Annotated in this window: 20 protein-coding genes and 1 other RNA gene; 16 read left to right on the top strand and 5 right to left on the bottom strand. The window is 64.0% G+C overall.

The genetic code is table 11. From position 1 onward, the window contains the following. The first annotated feature begins 54 nt into the window (after positions 1-54). Positions 55-1,314, top strand: a complete 1,260-nt coding sequence (locus AC1DT6_RS29230; protein WP_477104805.1) for an IS256 family transposase — start codon at positions 55-57, stop codon at positions 1,312-1,314. A 135-nt stretch (positions 1,315-1,449) separates the two neighbouring features. On the opposite strand, the gene AC1DT6_RS29225 is transcribed toward AC1DT6_RS29230, so the two are convergent. Beyond that, positions 1,450-1,908 carry an Lrp/AsnC family transcriptional regulator gene (locus tag AC1DT6_RS29225; protein WP_276288686.1) on the bottom strand — a complete coding sequence of 153 codons (459 nt, stop codon included), beginning with the start codon at positions 1,906-1,908 and terminating at the stop codon, positions 1,450-1,452. Between the two features lie 60 nt (positions 1,909-1,968). Next, positions 1,969-2,565 carry a cysteine dioxygenase family protein gene (locus AC1DT6_RS29220; RefSeq protein WP_477103882.1) on the bottom strand — a complete coding sequence of 199 codons (597 nt, stop codon included), beginning with the start codon at positions 2,563-2,565 and terminating at the stop codon, positions 1,969-1,971. Positions 2,566-2,739: 174 nt separating this feature from the next. On the opposite strand from AC1DT6_RS29220, the gene AC1DT6_RS29215 reads away from it, so the two are divergent. From AC1DT6_RS29215 to AC1DT6_RS29190, 6 genes are all read left to right on the top strand, one after another. Beyond that, positions 2,740-3,711 (top strand): LysR family transcriptional regulator, encoded by a 972-nt coding sequence (locus AC1DT6_RS29215; protein ID WP_477115151.1) that lies wholly within the window; start codon positions 2,740-2,742, stop codon positions 3,709-3,711. A 144-nt stretch (positions 3,712-3,855) separates the two neighbouring features. Beyond that, positions 3,856-5,163, top strand: a complete 1,308-nt coding sequence (locus AC1DT6_RS29210) for a Glu/Leu/Phe/Val family dehydrogenase (protein WP_276288689.1) — start codon at positions 3,856-3,858, stop codon at positions 5,161-5,163. Positions 5,164-5,523: 360 nt separating this feature from the next. Beyond that, a complete protein-coding gene (locus tag AC1DT6_RS29205) occupies positions 5,524-6,423 on the top strand; it encodes a glutamate/aspartate ABC transporter substrate-binding protein (protein ID WP_045237832.1) in 900 nt (299 codons plus the stop codon). A gap of 63 nt (positions 6,424-6,486) precedes the next feature. Then, positions 6,487-7,215, top strand: coding sequence for an amino acid ABC transporter permease (locus AC1DT6_RS29200; protein WP_477115150.1), 729 nt, complete (start codon positions 6,487-6,489; stop codon positions 7,213-7,215). Positions 7,216-7,226: 11 nt separating this feature from the next. Next, on the top strand, positions 7,227-7,910 hold the full coding sequence (gene gltK, locus AC1DT6_RS29195; RefSeq protein ID WP_276286617.1) for a glutamate/aspartate ABC transporter permease GltK: 684 nt from the start codon (positions 7,227-7,229) through the stop codon (positions 7,908-7,910). Continuing rightward, positions 7,907-8,641, top strand: coding sequence for an amino acid ABC transporter ATP-binding protein (locus AC1DT6_RS29190; protein ID WP_276286616.1), 735 nt, complete (start codon positions 7,907-7,909; stop codon positions 8,639-8,641). Before gltK ends, AC1DT6_RS29190 begins: the two co-directional genes overlap by 4 nt. A 229-nt stretch (positions 8,642-8,870) precedes the next feature. Here AC1DT6_RS29190 and AC1DT6_RS29185 read toward each other — a convergent pair whose 3' ends face one another. Then, positions 8,871-9,770 (bottom strand): LysR family transcriptional regulator, encoded by a 900-nt coding sequence (locus tag AC1DT6_RS29185; RefSeq protein WP_477103881.1) that lies wholly within the window; start codon positions 9,768-9,770, stop codon positions 8,871-8,873. Positions 9,771-9,953: 183 nt separating this feature from the next. Here AC1DT6_RS29185 and AC1DT6_RS29180 point away from each other — a divergent pair, with 183 nt between their 5' ends. Both AC1DT6_RS29180 and AC1DT6_RS29175 read left to right on the top strand, forming a co-directional pair. Continuing rightward, positions 9,954-11,180: an alpha-hydroxy acid oxidase gene (locus AC1DT6_RS29180; protein ID WP_441629174.1), complete on the top strand. Its 1,227-nt coding sequence runs from the start codon at positions 9,954-9,956 to the stop codon at positions 11,178-11,180. A 64-nt stretch (positions 11,181-11,244) separates the two neighbouring features. Then, positions 11,245-12,219 (top strand): tripartite tricarboxylate transporter substrate binding protein BugE, encoded by a 975-nt coding sequence (locus AC1DT6_RS29175; RefSeq protein WP_441629172.1) that lies wholly within the window; start codon positions 11,245-11,247, stop codon positions 12,217-12,219. A gap of 44 nt (positions 12,220-12,263) precedes the next feature. Here AC1DT6_RS29175 and AC1DT6_RS29170 read toward each other — a convergent pair whose 3' ends face one another. Then, positions 12,264-13,094, bottom strand: coding sequence for a class II glutamine amidotransferase (locus AC1DT6_RS29170; RefSeq protein ID WP_276290167.1), 831 nt, complete (start codon positions 13,092-13,094; stop codon positions 12,264-12,266). 144 nt (positions 13,095-13,238) lie between these two features. Between AC1DT6_RS29170 and AC1DT6_RS29165 the strand changes: the two genes are divergently transcribed. The 5 genes from AC1DT6_RS29165 (at position 13,239) to rnpB (ending at position 18,078) form a co-directional block, all read left to right on the top strand. After that, positions 13,239-14,327 (top strand): tartrate dehydrogenase, encoded by a 1,089-nt coding sequence (locus AC1DT6_RS29165; RefSeq protein WP_477103880.1) that lies wholly within the window; start codon positions 13,239-13,241, stop codon positions 14,325-14,327. Positions 14,328-14,332: 5 nt separating this feature from the next. Next, positions 14,333-15,664: a glycerate kinase type-2 family protein gene (locus AC1DT6_RS29160; protein WP_441629210.1), complete on the top strand. Its 1,332-nt coding sequence runs from the start codon at positions 14,333-14,335 to the stop codon at positions 15,662-15,664. Positions 15,665-15,713: 49 nt separating this feature from the next. Further along, the gene (gene pyrC, locus AC1DT6_RS29155) at positions 15,714-16,748 is read left to right on the top strand and encodes a dihydroorotase (protein ID WP_447429197.1); all 1,035 of its coding nucleotides are present in this window, start codon (positions 15,714-15,716) and stop codon (positions 16,746-16,748) included. A gap of 95 nt (positions 16,749-16,843) precedes the next feature. Further along, the gene (locus AC1DT6_RS29150) at positions 16,844-17,668 is read left to right on the top strand and encodes a DUF3025 domain-containing protein (protein ID WP_477103884.1); all 825 of its coding nucleotides are present in this window, start codon (positions 16,844-16,846) and stop codon (positions 17,666-17,668) included. A gap of 66 nt (positions 17,669-17,734) precedes the next feature. After that, positions 17,735-18,078: RNase P RNA component class A (gene rnpB / locus AC1DT6_RS29145), an RNA gene on the top strand. Between the two features lie 70 nt (positions 18,079-18,148). On the opposite strand, the gene AC1DT6_RS29140 is transcribed toward rnpB, so the two are convergent. Next, positions 18,149-18,571 carry an OsmC family protein gene (locus AC1DT6_RS29140; RefSeq protein ID WP_441629166.1) on the bottom strand — a complete coding sequence of 141 codons (423 nt, stop codon included), beginning with the start codon at positions 18,569-18,571 and terminating at the stop codon, positions 18,149-18,151. A 737-nt stretch (positions 18,572-19,308) separates the two neighbouring features. Between AC1DT6_RS29140 and rplM the strand changes: the two genes are divergently transcribed. Together rplM and rpsI are read left to right on the top strand one after the other, a co-directional pair. Then, a complete protein-coding gene (gene rplM, locus AC1DT6_RS29135) occupies positions 19,309-19,737 on the top strand; it encodes a 50S ribosomal protein L13 (RefSeq protein WP_017226025.1) in 429 nt (142 codons plus the stop codon). Between the two features lie 11 nt (positions 19,738-19,748). Further along, positions 19,749-20,141 (top strand): 30S ribosomal protein S9, encoded by a 393-nt coding sequence (gene rpsI, locus AC1DT6_RS29130; protein WP_045237843.1) that lies wholly within the window; start codon positions 19,749-19,751, stop codon positions 20,139-20,141. Positions 20,142-20,252 lie beyond the last annotated feature (111 nt).

Raw genomic sequence — 20,252 nt, 5'->3', positions numbered from 1 at the left:
GGGCCTGTCAGGAATTTTGTGTTTAGGGCATAACATGTCGCTAAGGAGCATGTCATGCCACGTAAAACGAAGACCAGTCAGGCTGCCGACCGTGAGCTGCCGACCATTCCCGAGGAGCTGATTGCCCATTTCGTAAAGGGCCCCATGACCGCTGAGGCGGTTCAGGACGCCTCGATGGCGTTCAAGAAGGCCCTGATCGAGCGCGCCCTAGGCGCCGAACTGGGCCATCATTTGGGCTATGCCCCTGGCGCCGAGCGCCCGGCCGGCACGGCCAACCAGCGCAACGGCAAGAGCGCCAAGACAGTCCTGRCTGAGGACGGCCCGCTGCGGGTCGACATCCCGCGCGACCGCGACGGCAGCTTCGATCCAATCCTGATTCCCAAGCACGAGCGACGTTTCACCGGGTTCGATGACAAGATCATCGCCATGTATGCCCGGGGCATGACCGTGCGCGAGATCCAGGCGTTCCTGGCCGAGCAGTACCGCACCGAGGTCTCGCCCGAGTTCATCAGCTCGGTGACCGATGCGGTGATGGACGAAGTCACTGCCTGGCAGGCCCGCCCGCTGGAGGTGATGTACCCGGTGGTGTTCTTCGACGCGCTGCGTGTCAAGATGCGTGAGGACGGCGTGGTGCGCAACAAAGCCGTCTACCTGGCTTTGGGCGTGCTGCCAGACGGCACGCGCGACATCCTGGGCCTGTGGATCGAGACCACCGAAGGCGCCAAGTTCTGGATGAAGGTGTTCAATGACCTGAAGACTCGCGGTACCCAGGACATCCTGATCGCGGTCACCGACGGGCTCAAGGGCATGGAGCAGGCCCTGAATGCGGTGTTCCCCCAAACCACGCTGCAGACCTGCGTCGTGCACCTGATCCGCAACAGCCTGGAGTACGCCAGTTGGAAGGAGCGCCGGGCGGTGGCTGCCGCGCTTAAGCCCGTGTACACGGCACCCACCGTCGAAGCAGCGCTGGCGGAGTTGGAGGCCTTCGAGAAAGGCGAATGGGGCAAGCGGTACACACCGATCGCGGCATCCTGGCGCCGCGCCTGGGATCAAGTGATCCCGTTCTTTACGTTCCCACCGGCGATCCGAAAGATCATTTACACAACAAATGCCATTGAGAGCATCAATGCGCAGTTGCGCAAGATCATCAAGACGCGAGGGCACTTCCCTAGCGACGAGGCGGCGACCAAGCTGCTGTGGCTGGCCCTGCGCAACATCACCGGGAAATGGGGCAGTTCAACGCACGACTGGAAGGCGGCCATGAACCAGTTTGCAGTTCTCTATGAGGACCGCTTCACCCACCCACATCGTTGAGATAATGCTGGCTCACCCGTCCCGTTGACGGCGAGCCTTTACCTGCCCTGCACACAAAAAAACTGACAGCCCCCAGGGCGACGTCATACGGCTCTTTGGCCCAAACGCCAACGCGGAAAAAACAAGACCAATCAATCACGCATAATCCAAAGGCAAAGCAGTCGTGTACTTGATCTGCTCCATAGCAAAACTAGAACTAACATCCGCCAGCTCGGCCCCCTGGATCAGCTTCTTGTACACGCGGTCATACGCCGCAATATCCGGTACCACCACGCGCAGCAGGTAATCGGTATCCCCAGCCATGCGGTAGAACTCAGTCACCTCGGGGATCGAGGCGACCAGGTCGTGAAACGTCTTGAGCCATTTGACGCTGTGCTGGCTGGTGCGGACCGAGACGAATACCGTCACGCCCACATTCAGCAGCGCGGGATCCAGCAGCGCCACGCGCTTGCGTATTACTCCGCTCTCTTCCAGCTTCTGCACGCGCCGCCAGCACGGCGTGGAGGTGAGGCCCACTCGTTCCCCAAGCTCCGCCACAGGCACGGTCGCGTCCTCCTGAAGGGCGGAGAGTATCTGGCGGTCATAACGGTCCATGGCAAATCCTGTTGGCGCGCAGCGTACTCCCGGTGCCTGGCTCTGCGCCAGCCGCAAGACTCAGGCCGCGTCCACCAGCAGGTTCACACCGCTGCAGATGTGTTCCTGGTCCACCCCATAGATATGCAGCGACACGGCCACCGCGTCGCTGTCGTTGCCGAGCGCATGGATATGACGCAGCCCAGCCGGCACGCTGAAGGTATCGCCCACCGTGCGCGTGATCTCGCCGCACGGATGCGCCTGCCGCTCTTGCGCGTCCCAGCGGTAGTGGCGCTCATGCAGCGTGCCGCGCAGCACCCGGTAGGCGCACCAGGTCTGGTGTCCGTGCACCGGGCTGTGCTGCCCTGGCCGCCAGACGATCAGCATGGCGGAGAAGCGCGCCAGCGGATCGGCGTGCACAAGGTGGCGCACATAGCCCTCGCCCGCGCCTTCGCGCAGCGATTCCGGCAGCAGCGCCAGCAGCGTGGCGGCGTCCGGCAGGCTGGCTTCGATGCCTTGCGCCACCATGCGCGCGCTGGCGGCGAAGGCGGACGACATGCCGTCGGACAGCGGGGCAAAGAGATCCGGCTGGCCGTCGGCCGCGTCGAGGGTGCCAAGGACGCCGACGCTACGTGCGTGGCTGGCAATATCGGTAACGACGGCTTGCTGGGTGGCCATGACGGGCTCCTTATTGGTTTGCGACCATCATAGCGTCGGTCCCGTAGCAAGGACGTGCGTCTTGTCGTGCAAATCTGGATGTAAGTGTAATATTATTCTAATAAAATTCAACTAAATAGAATGTTATTCCTGGCGGTGGCGAAACCGCGGGAAGCCGGGGGATAATGCCGCCTCATGGAAATCAAGTGGCTTGAAGACTTCGTCAGCCTGGCCGAGACGCACAGCTTCTCGCGCTCGGCCGAGCAGCGTCATGTGACGCAACCTGCGTTCTCGCGCCGGATCCAGTCGCTCGAGTCCTGGGTGGGCACGGAACTGATCGACCGCTCCAGCTATCCCACCAGCCTGACGCCGGCGGGCAAGGTGTTCTACGAGCAGGCGCTGGCCATGCTGGCCCAGGTCAGCGAGACCCGGGCGCTGATGCGCGGGCAGCGCTCTGCCAATGCCCAGGTGCTGGAATTCGCCGTACCGCACACGCTCTCGCTGACCTTCTTCCCCGAATGGCTCAAGRCCGTGGAGCGCGAGATCGGTACGCTGCCGTGCCGCCTGCGCGCGCTCAACGTGCACGACGCGGTCCTGGCGCTGGTTGACGGGGGCTGCGACCTGGTGATGGTCTACCACCATGCCCGCCAGGCCATCCAGCTCGACCCAGCACACTACGACATGCTGGTGCTCGGCATCGAGCGGTTGTCGCCGTACAGCGTGCCGGACGCCGCCGGCAAGCCGCTGTACCGCCTGCCAGGTACGGACAAGAAGCCGGTGCCTTTCCTCAGCTATACCCCCAATGCCTTCCTTGGCCGCATGGTCGACATGCTGCTGGCCGAAACCACGGACGCGCTCAAGCTGGACAAATGCTACGAGACGGACATGGCCGAGGCGCTCAAGGTGATGGCGCTGGCGGGGCACGGCATGGCCTTCCTGCCGGAGAGCGCGGTGCGCGAGGAGCTGGCCCAGCACCGGCTGGTGCGGGCCGAAGCGGCGCGCGGGGCGCCGATGTCGATCGACATGGAAATCCGCCTTTACCGGGAGAAGCCGGGTGAACACGTCAGCGAGCGGCGCAGCGCGCAGGTTCGCAGCAAGCGCCAGCTGGTGGACCGGGTCTGGTCCTCGCTCGCGGCGCAGAGCTTGCCCGCGCAGCCGGGCACCTGATCCGGCGCGGTTGCCATGGTGGGGGGCCGCACAGGCCCGCCGGCAAGGTTATGCAATCCGTGCATAATGGGATGATCAAACGGCATTGGCTTCGGCAGTACCGCCTCCCCTAAGCTGGCGGCACCTTCACACCGGAACCAAACGATGTCTTCCGCAGCACCGTCCAATCCTGCCGTCAAGAACCATTCCCTGCCTTCCTACTTGAACGCCGAGGACCTCGGCCCCTGGGGCATTTACTTGCAGCAGGTCGATCGTGTCACGCCGTATCTGGGTTCGCTGGCCCGCTGGGTCGAGACCCTCAAGCGTCCCAAGCGCGCCCTGGTGGTCGATGTGCCCATCGAGATGGACAACGGCACCATTGCCCACTTCGAAGGCTATCGCGTGCAGCACAATATGTCGCGCGGCCCGGGCAAGGGCGGCGTGCGCTTCCACCAGGACGTGACGCTGTCGGAAGTGATGGCGCTGTCGGCATGGATGTCGGTCAAGAATGCTGCGGTCAACGTGCCTTACGGCGGTGCCAAGGGCGGTATCCGCGTCGATCCGCGCACGCTGTCGCGTTCGGAGCTGGAGCGTGTGACGCGCCGCTACACCAGCGAAATCAACTTCATCATCGGACCCAACAAAGACATTCCGGCACCCGATGTCAACACCAATGAACAGGTGATGGCATGGATGATGGATACCTATTCGATGAACTCCGGCAGCACCTCCACCGGCGTGGTCACGGGCAAGCCGATTTCGCTGGGTGGCTCGCTGGGCCGCCGCGAGGCCACGGGCCGCGGCGTGTTCGTGGTGGGTTCCGAGGCTGCCCGCAACCTGGGCATGGACATCAAGGGTGCGCGCGTGGCGGTGCAGGGTTTCGGCAATGTGGGTGCCGTGGCCGCCAAGCTGTTCCACGAAGCCGGCGCCAAGGTGGTGGCGGTGCAGGACCATCGCACCGCGTTGTACAACCCCGCCGGCCTGGACGTGCCCGCCATGATGGAATACGCCTCGCATAGCGGCACCATCGAAGGCTTCCAGGGCGAGACCATTTCCGCCGAGCAATTCTGGCAGGTGGATTGCGAAATCCTGATCCCGGCCGCGCTGGAAGGGCAGATCACCGCCCGCAACGCGCCCCACATCAAGGCACGCATGGTCATCGAAGGTGCGAACGGCCCGACCACGCCCGAGGCCGACGACATCCTGCGCGAGCGCAATATCCTGGTGGCGCCGGACGTTATCGCCAATGCCGGCGGCGTTACGGTTTCCTATTTCGAATGGGTGCAGGATTTCTCCAGCTTCTTCTGGACCGAGGAAGAGATCAACCAGCGCCTGGTACGAATCATGCAAGAGGCATTCCGTGCGATCTGGCAGGTCGCTCAGGACAACAAGGTTACCTTGCGCACGGCCGCCTTCATCGTGGCCTGCACGCGGATTCTGCAGGCGCGCGAAATGCGCGGCCTCTATCCCTGATGCAAGGCGCGGCTTGCCGCCGCGGCATCGCTGAGTAGCGATGCTGCGATGCAGCAACCGATTTGGCATTGGTAACGCGGCTGCCGGGCTTCCCGGCAGCCGCGTTGTCGTATGTGCCCGCTTCCCCCTCGCACGTGGGGCAAGCGGATCCCGCGCTGCCGGACTGGCCGCCTGGCGCRCAGGAACAAGGGCTTTGCGGGAGTGGAGGGAGGCCTCGGTTTTGCCCCGCAAACCATGCCCCGATTGGCTCTGTTAGGGGAAAAACCCGTTGTCTTGAGTGCGTGCGTGCGCAATACTATTTCGTCGGCGGGTGGTTTTTTGTTAGAGTCCCGCCTTTCTCTTCATGGTCAAGGAGATGTTATGAATGTTGCCAAGTTGGCTTCCCTGATGATTGCTGCTGGCGTGCTGTGCGGAACCGCGCAAGCTGCGGAGCAACTGACGGGCACGCTGCAGAAGATCAAAGACACCGGTGTGATTACGCTTGGCGTTCGTGAGTCGTCGATTCCGTTCAATTACAACCTCGGCGGCGTGCGCCAGGTCGGCTATTCCTACGATATCAATGTCAAGATCGTGGAAGCCATCAAGGACCAGCTGAAGCTGCCGAACCTGCAGGTCAAGGAAATCCCGATCACCTCGCAGAACCGTATCACACTGCTGCAGAACGGCACCATCGACATCGAGTGCGGTTCCACGACCAATAACCTCGAGCGCCAGAAGCAGGCTTCGTTCACCACCAGCATCTTCATCATCGGCACCCGTATCATGGTGAAGAAGGATGGGGGCATCAAGGACTGGGCCGACCTCAAGGGCAAGAACGTGGTGACCACCGCCGGCACCACCTCGGAACGCCTGTTGCGCAAGATGAACGATGACCAGAAGCTGGGCATGAACATCATCAGCACCAAGGATCACGGCCAGTCGTTCCTGACGCTGGAGTCGGGCCGCGCCGTCGCCTTCATGATGGACGACGCGCTGCTGTACGGCGAACGCGCCAAGGCCAAGAACCCGGCCGACTGGATTGTGGTGGGCAAGCCGCAATCGCGCGAGTCCTATGGCTGCATGATCCGCAAGGATGACGCACCGTTCAAGAAGCTGTCGGACACCGTGATCAGCGGCATGATGAAGGATGGCTCGATCAACACGCTGTACACCAAGTGGTTCCAGCAGCCGGTACCGCCCAAGGGGCTGAACCTGGACTTCCCGCTGTCGGAAGACATGAAGGCGCTGTTCAAGACGCCGAACGACAAGGCGCTTGACTGATACTGGGATTCCGGTTGTGTGAAACGGAAGGCATGTCCTTCCGTTTCTTTTTGAGGACACATCATGAACTACAGCTGGCATTGGGGTGTATTCCTCGAACAAGCGGCCCAGAACGAGACCTACCTGGACTGGATGATTTCCGGCCTGAAGGTCACCCTTGCACTCGGCCTCTCGTCGTGGATCATCGCCCTCGTCATCGGATCCGTGCTCGGCGTGCTGCGCACGGTGCCCAACAAGTGGCTGTCCGGCCTGGCCGCGACCTACGTCGAGATCTTCCGCAATATCCCGCTGCTGGTGCAGTTGTTCATCTGGTATTTCGTCATGCCCGAGCTGTTGCCCGGTGGCGAGGCGATCAAGCAGATGAACCCGTTCGCGCAGCAGTTCATTGCCGCCATGCTCTGCCTGGGCACGTTTACCGCGGCCCGGGTTTGCGAGCAGGTGCGCTCGGGGATCTACTCGCTGCCGCCCGGCCAGAAGAACGCCGGCCTGGCGATGGGTTTCACGCTGGCCCAGACTTACCGCTACGTGCTGTTGCCCATGTCGTTCCGCGTCATCGTGCCGCCGCTGACCTCCGAGTTCCTGAACATCTTCAAGAACTCCGCGGTGGCGTCGACCATCGGCCTGCTGGAACTGGCCGCCCAGGGGCGCCAGCTGGTGGACTACACGGCGCGCCCGTATGAGTCCTTCATTGCGGTGACGTTGATGTACGCGCYGATCAATATCGTCGTCATGCTGCTCATGCGCTGGGTCGAAGGCCGCACCCGCGTGCCTGGCTTCATCGGCAGCAAGTAAGGGGAGACGTCATGGCATATTCATTTGATTTCAGCTCGATCAACCCGACCACGCTGGAAGTGCTCGGCGAGGGCATGCTTGTCTCGCTCAAGATCACTGTCACGGCGGTGGTGGTCGGCATCGTCTGGGGAACCATCCTGGCGATGATGCGGCTGTCTTCCATCAAGCCCCTGAACTGGTTCGCGCAGGGCTACGTCACCATCTTCCGGTCGATTCCGCTGGTGATGGTGCTGTTGTGGTTCTTCCTGATCATCCCGCAGCTCCTGCAGAAGACGTTCAACCTGTCGCAGGCGTCGGACCTGCGCATGACCTCGGCGCTGATCGCCTTTGCCTTGTTCGAGGCGGCGTACTATTCCGAGATCATCCGGGCGGGTATCCAGAGCGTGTCGCGCGGGCAGATGTTTGCCGCGCAGGCCATGGGCATGACCTACGGGCAGGCGATGCGGCTGGTGATCCTGCCGCAGGCCTTCCGCAACATGGTGCCGCTGCTGCTGACCCAGGGCATCATCCTGTTCCAGGATACGTCGCTGGTGTACGTGAGCGCGCTGGCGGATTTCTTCGGCCAGGCCTACGGCATCGGCGAGCGTGACGGTCGCATCGTGGAGATGCTGCTGTTCGCCGGCCTGGTGTATTTCATTATCTGTTTCTCCGCATCGCTGCTGGTTAAGCGTTACCAGAAAAAGGTGGCCGTATGATCGAAATCAATAACGTCTCCAAGTGGTACGGCGCCTTCCAGGTGCTGACCGATTGCACCACCAAGGTCGCCAAGGGCGAGGTGGTGGTGGTGTGCGGCCCGTCGGGTTCCGGCAAGTCGACGCTGATCAAGACCGTCAATGCGCTCGAGCCGTTCCAGAAGGGTGACATCATCGTGGATGGCACTTCGGTGGGCTCGCCCAAGACCAACCTGCCCAAGCTGCGTTCGCGGGTTGGCATGGTGTTCCAGAACTTCGAGCTGTTTCCCCACCTGTCGATCACCGAGAACCTGACCATCGCCCAGATGAAGGTGCTCGGCCGCTCGAAAGAGGAAGCCACCGCCAAGGGCCTGAAGTACCTGGACCGGGTGGGCCTGAAAGCCCAGGCGGCGAAGTATCCTGGCCAGTTGTCCGGCGGCCAGCAGCAGCGCGTGGCGATTGCCCGCGCGCTGTCGATGGATCCGATCTGCATGCTGTTCGACGAACCCACCTCGGCGCTGGACCCGGAGATGGTCAACGAAGTGCTGGACGTGATGGTGCAACTGGCGCAGGAAGGCATGACCATGATGTGCGTGACCCACGAAATGGGTTTTGCCCGCAAGGTGGCCAACCGCGTGATCTTCATGGACCAGGGCAAGATCGTCGAGGACTGCGCCAAGGAAGAGTTTTTCGGCAATATCGACGCGCGCTCCGAGCGGGCCAAGCAGTTCCTGTCGAAGATCCTGCATCACTGATGATGGGTCAAAACCATCAGGCATGACGAAGGCTGTCACTCCCTCTCCCCTCAGGGGGAGAGGGTTGGGGAGAGGGGGGGCTTAGCCAGGAGCCACTGGAGACGAAGCCAACGGTTTTATCCAGCGCGCGGCGGCATTTGATGCGTCCGCCCTCTCCACCGGCTTGCTCTCCCGCAGGCGGGAGAGGGGAGTCCACATTCCCGGATTCAACTCCCACTRCAATCGCGCCTCACAGTATCCGGCTCGGCGACTGGAAATCGGCCGCCTGCAGCGTCAGTTCCCGCATGGCGCCGACCAGCGGCCGCGAATCGTCGCGCCGCCATTGAAAAGAGTAGGCAAGGGGAAGCAGCGGCGGATCGCTGCGCAGGATGCGCAGCGCCCCGCGTTTCGCCAGCGATTGCGCCCAGCTCTGGGGCAGGATGCCGACACCTATTCCTTCGACCAGCATCCCGGCCACGGCGCCCCAGTGATTGCAGACGATGCGCCGTTCCGGCAGGCTGCCCCGGCCATCCAGCCATTCATCGAGCAGGCGCGTCACGCCCGAGCCGGTTGGCAAGGTCACCAGGGGCCTGTCGCCGAGGGTTTCCGGGCTGACCGGGGCGGAGCGGCCAGTTGCCTGTGCCGACATGCACCAGACAAATTTCGCTTGTGCTATCGCATGGGAAGCAACAGTGCCGCGCGTTGACTTGCCGGCCACCACGGCGAAATCGAGCTCGCCGTCTTCGACGCGCTTTTCCAGCGCCTCGCCAATGCTGACATGGGTTTCCAGTTCCAGGCCGGGATGTGCCTCGGTGATCATCCGCACCAGCCGCGGCAGCCAGGTCAGCGCGGTGAGTTCCCCCACGCCGAAGCGGCATTTGCCATGCAGGCCCGCCACGGTGCCGATCTCGATGCGCAGTTCGTCGGCCGCGCGCAGCAGCGCATGGGCGCGCGGAACCAGCCGGTTGCCGGCGTCGGTGAGGGCCGCCTTGTGCCCGCTTCGATCGAACAGTGCCTGACCCAGCGAATCCTCGAGCTCGGCGATGCGCTTTGAGAGCGATGACAGGGAAAGATGCAGTCGCTGGGCCGCAATGGCGAAGCTCGAGCAGGTGGCCGCCCAATAGAATGCCTCGAGTTGTTTGAGGGTCATGATCTGGTGAGATCAGGCCGGCCGGCGCGTGGCGCGCCGGCTTCTCCGCAGCGTTTTCCCCTGGCTGGCGATGCCTGATACTAATTGAATAAAAGAGAACATAGTATCGGAAATAAATTCGCTTTATGGAATAAAGAGGCCGGCATAGAGTGCGTGTCATCGATCCGCACCCATACCCCGACCATGACTTCAGCCACGGATGCCACCGGCTCCACCCGGCCTACCAACCGCGGCTTCGCCGCCCCGCTGAAACAGGCCTCGCGCGAGTTGCAGCGCATCCTGTCCCTGGATGATTTCGAGCACGCTGCCAGGCGCCGTCTGCCACGGCCGATCTATGGCTATATCGCGGGCGCGGCGGAAGACAACCGCTCGCGCCAGGAAAACCGCGCATCCTTCGACGACTACGCGCTGAGCACGCGCGTGCTTGTGGACGTATCCCGGCGCACCCAGAGCGTGGAGCTCTTCGGCAAGACCTATGCCTCGCCCTTTGGCATTGCGCCGATGGGACTGAGCGCGCTGTCGGCTTACCGCGGCGATATCGTGCAGGCGCGCGCGGCGCAGGCGGCCTGCATTCCGATGGTGCTGAGCGGCTCGTCGCTGATCCGCCTTGAAGACGTGTTCGCGCAGGCCCCGGATGCCTGGTTCCAGGCCTATGTGCCGGGCGACGCGGCACGTATCGATGCCCTGCTGGACCGCGTGCAAGCCTCCGGCTGCCGCACCCTTGTCGTGACCGTGGACATTCCGGTCGCGGGCAATCGCGAGAACAATGTGCGCAGCGGGTTCTCAACGCCGCTGCGGCCCAGCCTGCGCCTGGCGTACGACGGCATCACCCGCCCGAAGTGGCTGGCCGGCACGTTCGCGCGCACGCTGCTGCGCCACGGCATGCCGCATTTCGAGAACTCCTTTGCCGAACGTGGGGCGCCGATCTTGTCGGCCAATGTGCTGCGCGACTTTTCCGCGCGCGACCATCTGGACTGGAGCCACCTCGAGCATATTCGCCGCCGTTGGAAGGGCGTGCTGATCGTGAAGGGAATCCTCGGCGCGCAAGACGCCACGCTGGCCCGCGACAAAGGTGCCGATGGCATCGTGGTATCGAATCACGGCGGCCGGCAGCTCGACGGGGCAGTGGCCCCCTTGCGCGTGCTGCCCGAGATCGTGGCGGCGGTTGGCACGCTGCCGGTGATGATGGACGGCGGCATTCGCCGCGGCACCGACGTCCTGAAGGCACTGGCGCTCGGCGCGAAGCTGGTATTCGTCGGGCGGCCCTTCAACTACGCCGCATCCGTGGCGGGCGAAGCCGGCGTGACGCACGCGATCAACCTGCTGCGCGACGAAGTCGACCGGAACATGGCCATGCTGGGAGTTCGCCAGTGCGCCGAGCTGAGTCCGGCCTTGCTACATCACCGCTGACCGCTGACCGCTGACCGCTGACCGGTCGTCGGTCCATTCCAGACTACTATCAAGGAGACCGCATATGAACAGGCATTCTTTTCTCAAGCTGTGCACTATTGCCATCTGCGCCGCCGGTGCGCCGGCGATCCATGCCCAGTCCTACCCCACCAAGCCGGTGCGGCTGGTGGTGCCGTTCTCTCCCGGCGGCACGACCGATATCGTGGCCCGCGTGATTTCGGCGCCGCTGAGCAAGGAACTGGAGCAAACGGTAGTGGTGGAGAACAAGGCCGGGGCAGGCGGCGTGCTCGGCGCGGCCGAGATCGCGAGGGCCAACCCGGACGGCTACGCGCTGGGCGTGGCGACGGTGTCCACCACGGCCACCAATCCAGCCATCAACCCGAAGATTCCCTACGATCCGCTCAAGGACTTCACGCCCATCATCAATATCGCGGCGACGCCCAACGTCCTTGCGGTGCATCCTTCGTTCCCGGCGAAGAACTATCAGGCCTTCATCGCCGAGCTGAAGAAGAACCCGGCCAGGTACAGCTATGGCACGGCAGGCACCGGCTCCATCGGGCACCTGCAAATGGAGCTCTTCAAGAGCCTGGCTAACCTGTCGATCATGCATGTGCCCTACAAGGGCTCGGGTCCGGCGCTGAACGACGCCGTGGCCGGGCAGGTGGGGGTCGTCTTCGATAACCTGCCGTCCGCGCTTCCCTTTATCAAGGATGGCCGGCTGATTCCCATTGTCGTGTCCGCGCCGGCGCGGGTGGCACAGCTGCCGAACGTTCCCACCTTCAAGGAAGTCGGCCTCGAGCCTGCCAACCGCATGGCGTTCTACGGCATCTACGGCCCGAAGGCGCTACCGCAGGCCGTGGTGGAGCGCGTCAACGTGGCGGTGAGGAAATCGCTTCAGGATCCCGCCGTGCGCAGCCGCATCGAAGCGACGGGATCCCTGGTGGTGGCCAATACGCCCGAGCAGTTCCGCCAGCAGATCGCGCAGGAATACGAAATCTACAAGCGTACGGTAGCCGTGCAGAAACTCACTCTCGACTGAGGGCTGGCAGGGAGCGGTGCCACAGGGGCATCCGGGGGGATGGTTCAGGTGCAGGCGCTGTTGGCGGCGTTCTTGGCCTGGACTTCGGGCGGGATCGGCACGGTCAGCGTCATCACCGCGCGGCCCTCCTCGAACATCATCAGCTCGCCCGGCGCGAAGGCGGTCCAGGTCTCGTTGTCGGTCAGCGGCGCGGTGGCGATCACCGCCACGCGGTCGTCGGGCGTGGTGACCTGGGCAAAGTCGATCGACAGGTCGGCGTCGATCAGGTGTGCGGTGGAGAATGGCCACTGGCGCACGATGTAGTACAGGCGGGTGGAGCAGTGGGCGAACAGCGCCTGCCCGTTCGACAGCAGGAAGTTGAAGACGCCATGCAGCGTGATCTCGCGCGTGATGTCGGCCAGCGCGTGGCAGAGTTCGTTGAGCGGCGGCTGCGAGCCGGGGAAGCGCTTGCGCAGCCCCTGCATCAGCGTGCAGAAGGCGAGTTCGCTGTCGGTATCGCCTACCGGCTGGTAGACCCCGGACAGGAAGGGCGAGAAGTCCTTCAGGTCGCCGTTGTGGGCGAAGATCCAGTGYCGGCCCCAAAGCTCGCGCATGAAGGGGTGGCAGTTCTCCAGCAGCACCGTGCCCTGGGTCGCCTTGCGGATATGCGAGATGACGTTCTTGGACTTGATCGGGTAGCGCTTGATCAGGTCGGCCACCGGCGAGGTGCCGGCGGACTGGTTGTCGATGAACAGGCGGCAGGCCTTGTCCTCGAAGAACGCCACGCCGAAACCGTCGGCATGGTGATCCGTGACGCCGCCGCGGGCGGCGAAGCCGGTAAAGGAGAACGTCACGTCGGTCGGCGTGGCGCAGTTCATGCCGAGCAGCTGGCACATGGCGGGGCACCGGACCGGCAGCGGGCTGCCGGATTGCAATAGAATGTTCCATTATCCGGCCTGCCCGGGTTATCTGCCAAGCGCATCGCGTTTTGCAGTGCGTTCCCTCCCGATTTCAAAGCCCGTTCAGCGGGTCTCCGAGACATGAGCAAATACAAGATCGCAGTCATCCCAGGCGATGGCATCGGCACCGAAGTGATGCCCGAGGGGCTGCGCGTGATGGACGCCGCCGCGCGCCGCTTCGGCATCGACATGCAGTTCGACCACTTCGACTTCTCCAGCTGCGACTATTACGCCCGCCACGGCAAGATGCTGCCGGACGACTGGTTCGACACCCTGGTCAAGTACGATGCCATCTACTTTGGCGCGGTGGGCTGGCCGGACGCCGTGCCCGATCATGTCTCGCTCTGGGGCTCGCTGCTGCAGTTCCGTCGCTCTTTTGACCAGTACGTCAACCTGCGCCCGGTGCGGCTGATGCCCGGCATCCGCAGCCCGCTGGTGGACCGCGACGGCAATGCGCGCAAGCCCGGCGACATCGATTTCTACGTGGTGCGCGAGAACACCGAGGGCGAGTATTCCAGCATTGGCGGGCGCATGTTCCCCGGCACCGACCGCGAGGTGGTGATCCAGGAGACAGTGATGACGCGCACCGGCGTGGACCGCATCCTCAGGTTTGCCTTTGAACTGGCGCAAAAGCGGCCGGGCAAGCATCTGACTTCGGCCACCAAGTCCAACGGCATCTCCATCACCATGCCGTACTGGGATGAGCGGGTGGAAGCCATGGCAGCGAACTACCCTGGCGTGAAGGTCGACAAATACCACATCGACATCCTGACCGCGCACTTCGTCCAGCACCCGGACTGGTTCGACGTGGTGGTCGCCAGCAACCTGTTCGGCGACATCCTGTCCGACCTGGGCCCGGCCTGTACCGGCACCATCGGTATCGCGCCCTCGGGCAATATCAATCCGGACCGCACCTTTCCCAGCCTGTTCGAGCCGGTGCACGGCTCGGCGCCGGACATCGCCGGGCGTGGCGTAGCCAACCCGATCGGCCAGATCTGGTGCGGCGCCATGATGCTGGAACACCTGGGCCAGCCGGAAGCCGGCGCGGCCGTGCTCGGTGCTATTGAAACGGTGCTGTCGGCAGGGCCGGACCATGCCCCGCTGACCCGCGATATCGGCGGCAAGGCCGGTACGGCTGACCTGGGCCAAGCCATCGCGGAGGCCCTGTGAACGCGATCGCCCAATCCCTCCCGGCCAGCGCGGCCGATGCGCGCGCCTTGCTGCTTGATACCTTCCGCGCCGCGGTGGCGGCGGCCGACCCGTTGCGCATCGTGGCGGACCACCTGCCGCCGCCCAAGCCAGGCGGGCGCACCCTGGTGGTCGGCGCGGGCAAGGCGGCGGCCTCGATGGCACTGGCGGTGGAGCAAGCCTACGCCGCGCTGGACCGCACCCACATGATCGAGGGGCTGGTGGTTACGCGCTACGCCCACGGCCTGCCGACCGAGCACGTCCGCGTGATCGAGGCCGGCCATCCGGTGCCGGACGAAGCCGGCGAGCGCGCCGCAGCCGAGATCCTCGCGCGGGTGAGCGCACTCGGCCCCGAGGACAGCCTGATCGTGCTGGTTTCGGGCGGTGGCTCGAGCCTGCTGTCGCTGCCCGCCGAGGGCATCGCCATGGCGGACCTCAAGGCCACCACGCAGGAACTGTTGCGCTGCGGCGCGCCCATCACGGACATGAACATCGTGCGCAAGCACCTGTCGCGCATCCAGGGCGGGCGGCTCGCCCAGGCCAGCCGCGCTCCCGTGACCACGCTGATCGTGTCCGATGTGGCCGGGGACGACCCGAGCGCGATTGCGTCCGGCCCCACCGTGCCGGACCCGAGCACCTATGCGGATGCGCTGGCTATCCTGCGCCGCTACGGCGCGGTGGTGCCGCCGGTGGTGCAGGACTACCTCGAACGCGGCGCCCGCGGCGAAGTGGCGGAAACGCCCAAGCCCGGCGATCCGCTGTTCGCGCGGGTCGAAAACCGCGTCATCGCCACTGCCCACGGCAGCCTGGTGGCCGCTGCGGATCACTTCCGCGCGCAGGGTATCCAGCCGGTGGTGCTGGGCGACACGGTGACGGGCGAGGCACAGGAAGTGGCGCGTGTGTATGCTGCGCTGGTCCGCGAGATTCGCGCGTACAATGCGCCGTTCGCGGTCCCGCTGGCACTGATTTCCGGCGGTGAATGCACCGTCACGCTGCCGCAGGGCGGTGGCGGGGCGGCCGCAAAGCCCCGTGGCGGGCGTTGCTCGGAGTTCCTGCTGTCGCTGGCGCTGGAACTGGACGGCGCCGATAATGTGTACGCCATCGCGGCCGACACCGACGGCATTGACGGCTCCGAGGACAATGCCGGCGCGTTGCTGGACCCGTCCACGCTAGACCGCGCGCAGGCCGCCGGCGCCCCGGCGCGTGCCCGGCTCGACGCGCATGACGCCTGGGGCTTCTTCGAGTCCGCGGGCGATCTCGTGGTGACCGGCCCCACGCGCACCAATGTGAATGACTACCGCGCCATCCTGATTCTGTAATCCCAAGAAAAGAGCCAGCCGCAACCGGCGGCCGGTTCCCCCCGAAGCCATGACCCAGACTCTCACCATCACCCGCCCGGACGACTGGCACCTCCACCTGCGCGACGGCACGGCCCTGGCGGCCGTCCTGCCCGATACCGCGCGCCAGTTTGCCCGCGCCATCATCATGCCCAACCTGAAGCCGCCCGTGACCACGGTGGCGCAGGCCGCGGCCTACCGCGACCGCATCCTGGCCGCGCTGCCGGCGGGGCTGGCGTTCGAGCCGCTGATGACGCTGTACCTGACGGACAAGACCAGCGCCGAGGAGATCGTCGCGGCCAAGGCCAGCGGCTTCGTGCACGGGGTCAAGCTCTATCCCGCGGGCGCCACCACCAATAGCGACGCCGGCGTGACCGACCTGCGCCACTGCGCCGCCGCGCTCGAAGCCATGCAGCGCGTTGGCCTGCCGCTGCTGGTGCACGGCGAAGTGACCGACCCGGCAATCGATATCTTCGATCGCGAAGCCGTCTTTATCGACCAGGTGATGACGCCGCTGCGCCGCGATTTCCCCGCCCTGAAAGTGGTCTTCGAGCACATCACCACCAAGGACGCCGCCGAGTACGTGCGCGACGCCGAAGGCCCGGTCGCCGCCACCATCACCGCGCATCACCTGCTGTACAACCGCAACGCCATCTTCACCGGCGGCATCCGCCCGCACTATTACTGCCTGCCGGTGCTCAAACGCGAGACCCATCGCGAGGCCCTGGTTGCCGCGGCGGTATCGGGCAGCCCGCGCTTCTTCCTCGGTACCGACAGCGCCCCCCACGCACGCGGCCTGAAGGAACATGCCTGCGGCTGCGCCGGTTGCTATACCGGGCTGCACGCCATGGAGTTGTACGCGGAAGCCTTTGAGGCGGCCGGCGCGCTGGACAAGCTGGAAGCTTTCGCGAGCTTCAATGGCCCGGCCTTCTACAGCCTGCCGCGCAACAGCGGCACGCTCACCCTGAGCCGCGAGGACTGGCAACTGCCGGCCGAACTGCCCTACGGCGATACCACCCTGGTCCCGCTGCGTGGCGGTGAAACACTGCGCTGGAAAGCCCGCTAAGCCACGCTGGCGAAGCGGAAGCGGATGCTGTAGTGGATGTGAAGAACCAGGGCCGGGCTACGTCGGCTTCACATGATGCGGCCGCCGGGACCCGGCTGGCCGCGGCGGTGGCGGAGGTCGACTGGGCCCGGCCATGGTTTCGCCCCTTCGCCGCGCACGGCACGGCACTTGCCTCGGCGCTGCAGGGCGGCGCCGACTTGCGCGCTGCCCTCAGCGAAATGGCCACGCGGCTCGCGTTGCGCAATGCCCGCGGCGTGCCCTTGCGCTTCGTGCCGCAAGCGGAGCTGCCGGCAGGCACCGCCTACGAGGCGCATATCTTCGCCACCGGTACCGTGCCGACGCGCGACAACCTGCACGACTTCTTCAATGCCCTGATCTGGCTGCATTTTCCCCGGTCCAAGCGCGTGCTGAACCGGCTGCAGGCCCACGCCATCGCCGCGACCGGCGTGCAGAGCCGCCGTGGGAGCCTGCGCGATGCCGCCACCTTGTTCGACGAAAACGCCATCCTCTTCCTGAGTGCCGATAGCGGCCTGGAATCCGTGCTGCGCGGCTTTGGCTGGGAACATCTGTTCGTGGCGCGGCGATCGGTCTGGGTGGGTGGCGGCGACGCGGACTGCGACGGCGCCAGCTGCAGCGTGGTGCCGTTCGGTCACGCCCTGCTGGAAAAACTGGTGCGGCCTTACAAAGCCCTGACCGCGCACGCCTGGCCGCTGGCGGTTCCGCCGGAAGCCGGCGCCGCGCTGCCCGGCTCGCTGGACGATTCCGTGTGCGCCTCGCTCGAGGCCGCCGAACTGCACAGTGGCCGCTTTGCGCCATTACCGGTGCTGGGCATCCCCGGCTGGTGCGAAGCCAATTGCGATCCGGCCTTTTACGCGGATACCAGCGTGTTCCGCAGGGGGCGCCGCGCCCAGGCCGCCTAGCGGGCAAGGCGCGCGGGTGGCGGTTTTGCGGGCCAGGCGGCCAATCGGTGTTAGACTGCGGGCCGCAAAGCAGGCCAGACAATCGCTGCTTGCACCCGCAAGGTGTGCAAGGGGAGGAAAGTCCGGACTCCACAGGGCAGGGTGTTGGCTAATAGCCATCCACGGCAACGTGCGGAATAGGGCCACAGAGACGAGTCTTGCCGCCGGGTTCGCCCGGTGGGAAGGGTGAAACGCGGTAACCTCCACCTGGAGCAATCCCAAATAGGCAGGCATTGAGGCGGCCCGCTGAGCCTGCGGGTAGGGAGCTTGAGCCGGTCGGTAACGGCCGGCCTAGAGGAATGATTGTCACGTGCCGGCAACCGCAAGGAAGCCGGTGCGCACAGAATCCGGCTTATCGGCCTGCTTTGCTTCTCGAATTTCCCGGCGTGGCCAGCCGCCCATCCGCATGGGCGCGCGCTGGCCGGGCCTGCCGTGCGGGGCTTATGCCTCGACGATCTCCATCGTATGCGTGATTTCCGCCGTCTTGGCCAGCATGATCGAGGCCGAGCAATACTTGTCGTGCGACAGCTGGATGGCGCGCTCGACGGTGGCGGGGTTCAGGTTCTTGCCGCTGACCGTGAAGTGGAAGTTGATCCGGGTGAACACCTTGGGATCCTCGCCGGCACGCTCGGCTTCGAGCTTCACGCTGCAGCCGCGCACGTCTTGCCTGCCACGCTTCAGGATCAGCACCACGTCATAGGCGGTGCAACCCCCGGTACCCAGCAATACCATTTCCATCGGACGCGGCGCCAGGTTGTGGCCACCGCCTTCGGGCGCGCCGTCCATGGCCACGATATGGCCACTGCCCGTCTCGGCCACGAAGCTCATGCCGTCGGTGCCCATCCAAGTCACTTTGCATTCCATTTTGTTCGTTCCTGCGCTCTGGTGAGTGCGTATCCGATCACGAACACGCGATTTCGAAACTTGCTTTTTTGAGTATAGGGCACTTGTCCGGAAGTGCCGTAATTCGGCTATTTTGCCGAAAACTGAAGTTTTCCTCTAAGATGACAGTACGATGACAGTGTACGTTTCATCTAAGCATTTGATTTTATTGTATAAAAAGTAAAATCCTGTGCTCTGACAATTTTTTACAATGCGAAATGACATTTCGCACTGCAAATTCCCTTGCGCTGCGAAGGCGCTCGTGTATAATTTGAATCATTGAACGACGGCGCACACGGCGCCGCAGAGTGCGAAAGCGAACCGCACCACGAGCCAGCCCCGTCGATCTCCCAGTGTCTCCTCCACCCTCCTCCTTTGGTGGATTCAAACCCAAGCTCGATAGCTTGGGTTTTTTTTATTCTGCGCCCGCCGGCGCAAGCGCGCCGGCCCAGCCAAGTGCTCGTTGCGCTGCTTCTGGCCGTCGCCATCGGTTTGGCGACGAACCACCGGCGGCAGGGATGGCACCATCTTGACGCAATCCCCCAACTTTGCTTGTACTTGTGCCTGATTCCGCAGTATACTCGTCGGCTTTTCCGTCATGCCCGCGGGAAAGAATTCAGGGAGAGCCTGCACACACAAGCAGGAAGGTCAGATCCTAAGGGTCGACCGACGACGCAAGTCATGTTTCGGGCAGGTTCTACAAAGTCTCAGGAAAAATCATGAAGACCTTTTCCGCAAAGCCTGCAGAGGTTAAGCGCGACTGGTACGTGATTGACGCGACGGACAAAGTCCTCGGCCGTGTTGCCAGCGAAGTGGCACGCCGACTGCGCGGCAAGCACAAGCCGGAATTTACTCCGCACGTCGACACGGGTGATTACATCATCATCGTCAACGCAGCCAAGCTGCGTGTCACGGGTACCAAAGAAACCGACAAGAAGTATTATCGTCACTCGGGCTACCCGGGCGGCATTTACGAAACGACGTTTGGCAAGATGCAGCAGCGTTTCCCGGGCCGCGCCCTGGAAAAAGCTGTCAAGGGCATGTTGCCGAAGGGCCCGCTGGGCTATGCAATGATCAAGAAGCTGAAGGTTTACGCCGAAGCTGATCATCCGCATGAAGCACAGCAGCCTAAGGCGCTGGAAATCTAAGGGGGCCATCCATGATCGGAAATTGGAATTACGGTACTGGCCGCCGCAAGAGCGCCGTGGCTCGCGTCTTCATCAAGTCGGGCAAGGGCGATATCATCGTCAACGGCAAGCCCATCAGTGAATATTTCGCTCGCGAAACCTCGCTGATGATCGTGCGCCAGCCGCTCGAACTGACTGCCAACGTAGAGACCTTCGACATCAAGGTCAACGTGACCGGCGGCGGTGAAACGGGTCAAGCCGGCGCAGTGCGCCACGGCATCACCCGTGCACTGATCGACTACGATGCCACTTTGAAGCCGACGCTGTCCAAGGCCGGTTTCGTCACGCGCGATGCGCGTGAAGTGGAACGTAAGAAGGTTGGTTTCCACAAGGCGCGTCGTCGGAAGCAATTCTCGAAGCGTTAATGTGTGTTCGGCGGATCCGGTGCAACCGGATCTGGCTGCGCAAGAAAAACCGCACGGTTCGCCGTGCGGTTTTTTTTTTGCCGTGCCTGGCTACAAGACGCGGGAGTTGCG

It is taken from the genome of Cupriavidus sp. 01L45 (assembly GCF_056399885.1).
This window is presented reverse-complemented; position numbering and strand designations above follow the sequence as displayed.

What these genes read in the sequence shown, in the direction of transcription:
- AC1DT6_RS29225 (WP_276288686.1), bottom strand. Translation starts at nt 1,908, where the DNA reads ATGGACCGTTATGACCGCCAGATACTCTCCGCCCTTCAGGAGGACGCG.
- AC1DT6_RS29220 (WP_477103882.1), bottom strand. Translation starts at nt 2,565, where the DNA reads ATGGCCACCCAGCAAGCCGTCGTTACCGATATTGCCAGCCACGCACGT.
- AC1DT6_RS29210 (WP_276288689.1), top strand. Translation starts at nt 3,856, where the DNA reads ATGTCTTCCGCAGCACCGTCCAATCCTGCCGTCAAGAACCATTCCCTG.
- AC1DT6_RS29205 (WP_045237832.1), top strand. Translation starts at nt 5,524, where the DNA reads ATGAATGTTGCCAAGTTGGCTTCCCTGATGATTGCTGCTGGCGTGCTG.
- gltK (WP_276286617.1), top strand. Translation starts at nt 7,227, where the DNA reads ATGGCATATTCATTTGATTTCAGCTCGATCAACCCGACCACGCTGGAA.
- AC1DT6_RS29190 (WP_276286616.1), top strand. Translation starts at nt 7,907, where the DNA reads ATGATCGAAATCAATAACGTCTCCAAGTGGTACGGCGCCTTCCAGGTG.
- AC1DT6_RS29185 (WP_477103881.1), bottom strand. Translation starts at nt 9,770, where the DNA reads ATGACCCTCAAACAACTCGAGGCATTCTATTGGGCGGCCACCTGCTCG.
- AC1DT6_RS29180 (WP_441629174.1), top strand. Translation starts at nt 9,954, where the DNA reads ATGACTTCAGCCACGGATGCCACCGGCTCCACCCGGCCTACCAACCGC.
- AC1DT6_RS29175 (WP_441629172.1), top strand. Translation starts at nt 11,245, where the DNA reads ATGAACAGGCATTCTTTTCTCAAGCTGTGCACTATTGCCATCTGCGCC.
- AC1DT6_RS29165 (WP_477103880.1), top strand. Translation starts at nt 13,239, where the DNA reads ATGAGCAAATACAAGATCGCAGTCATCCCAGGCGATGGCATCGGCACC.
- pyrC (WP_447429197.1), top strand. Translation starts at nt 15,714, where the DNA reads ATGACCCAGACTCTCACCATCACCCGCCCGGACGACTGGCACCTCCAC.
- AC1DT6_RS29140 (WP_441629166.1), bottom strand. Translation starts at nt 18,571, where the DNA reads ATGGAATGCAAAGTGACTTGGATGGGCACCGACGGCATGAGCTTCGTG.
- rplM (WP_017226025.1), top strand. Translation starts at nt 19,309, where the DNA reads ATGAAGACCTTTTCCGCAAAGCCTGCAGAGGTTAAGCGCGACTGGTAC.
- rpsI (WP_045237843.1), top strand. Translation starts at nt 19,749, where the DNA reads ATGATCGGAAATTGGAATTACGGTACTGGCCGCCGCAAGAGCGCCGTG.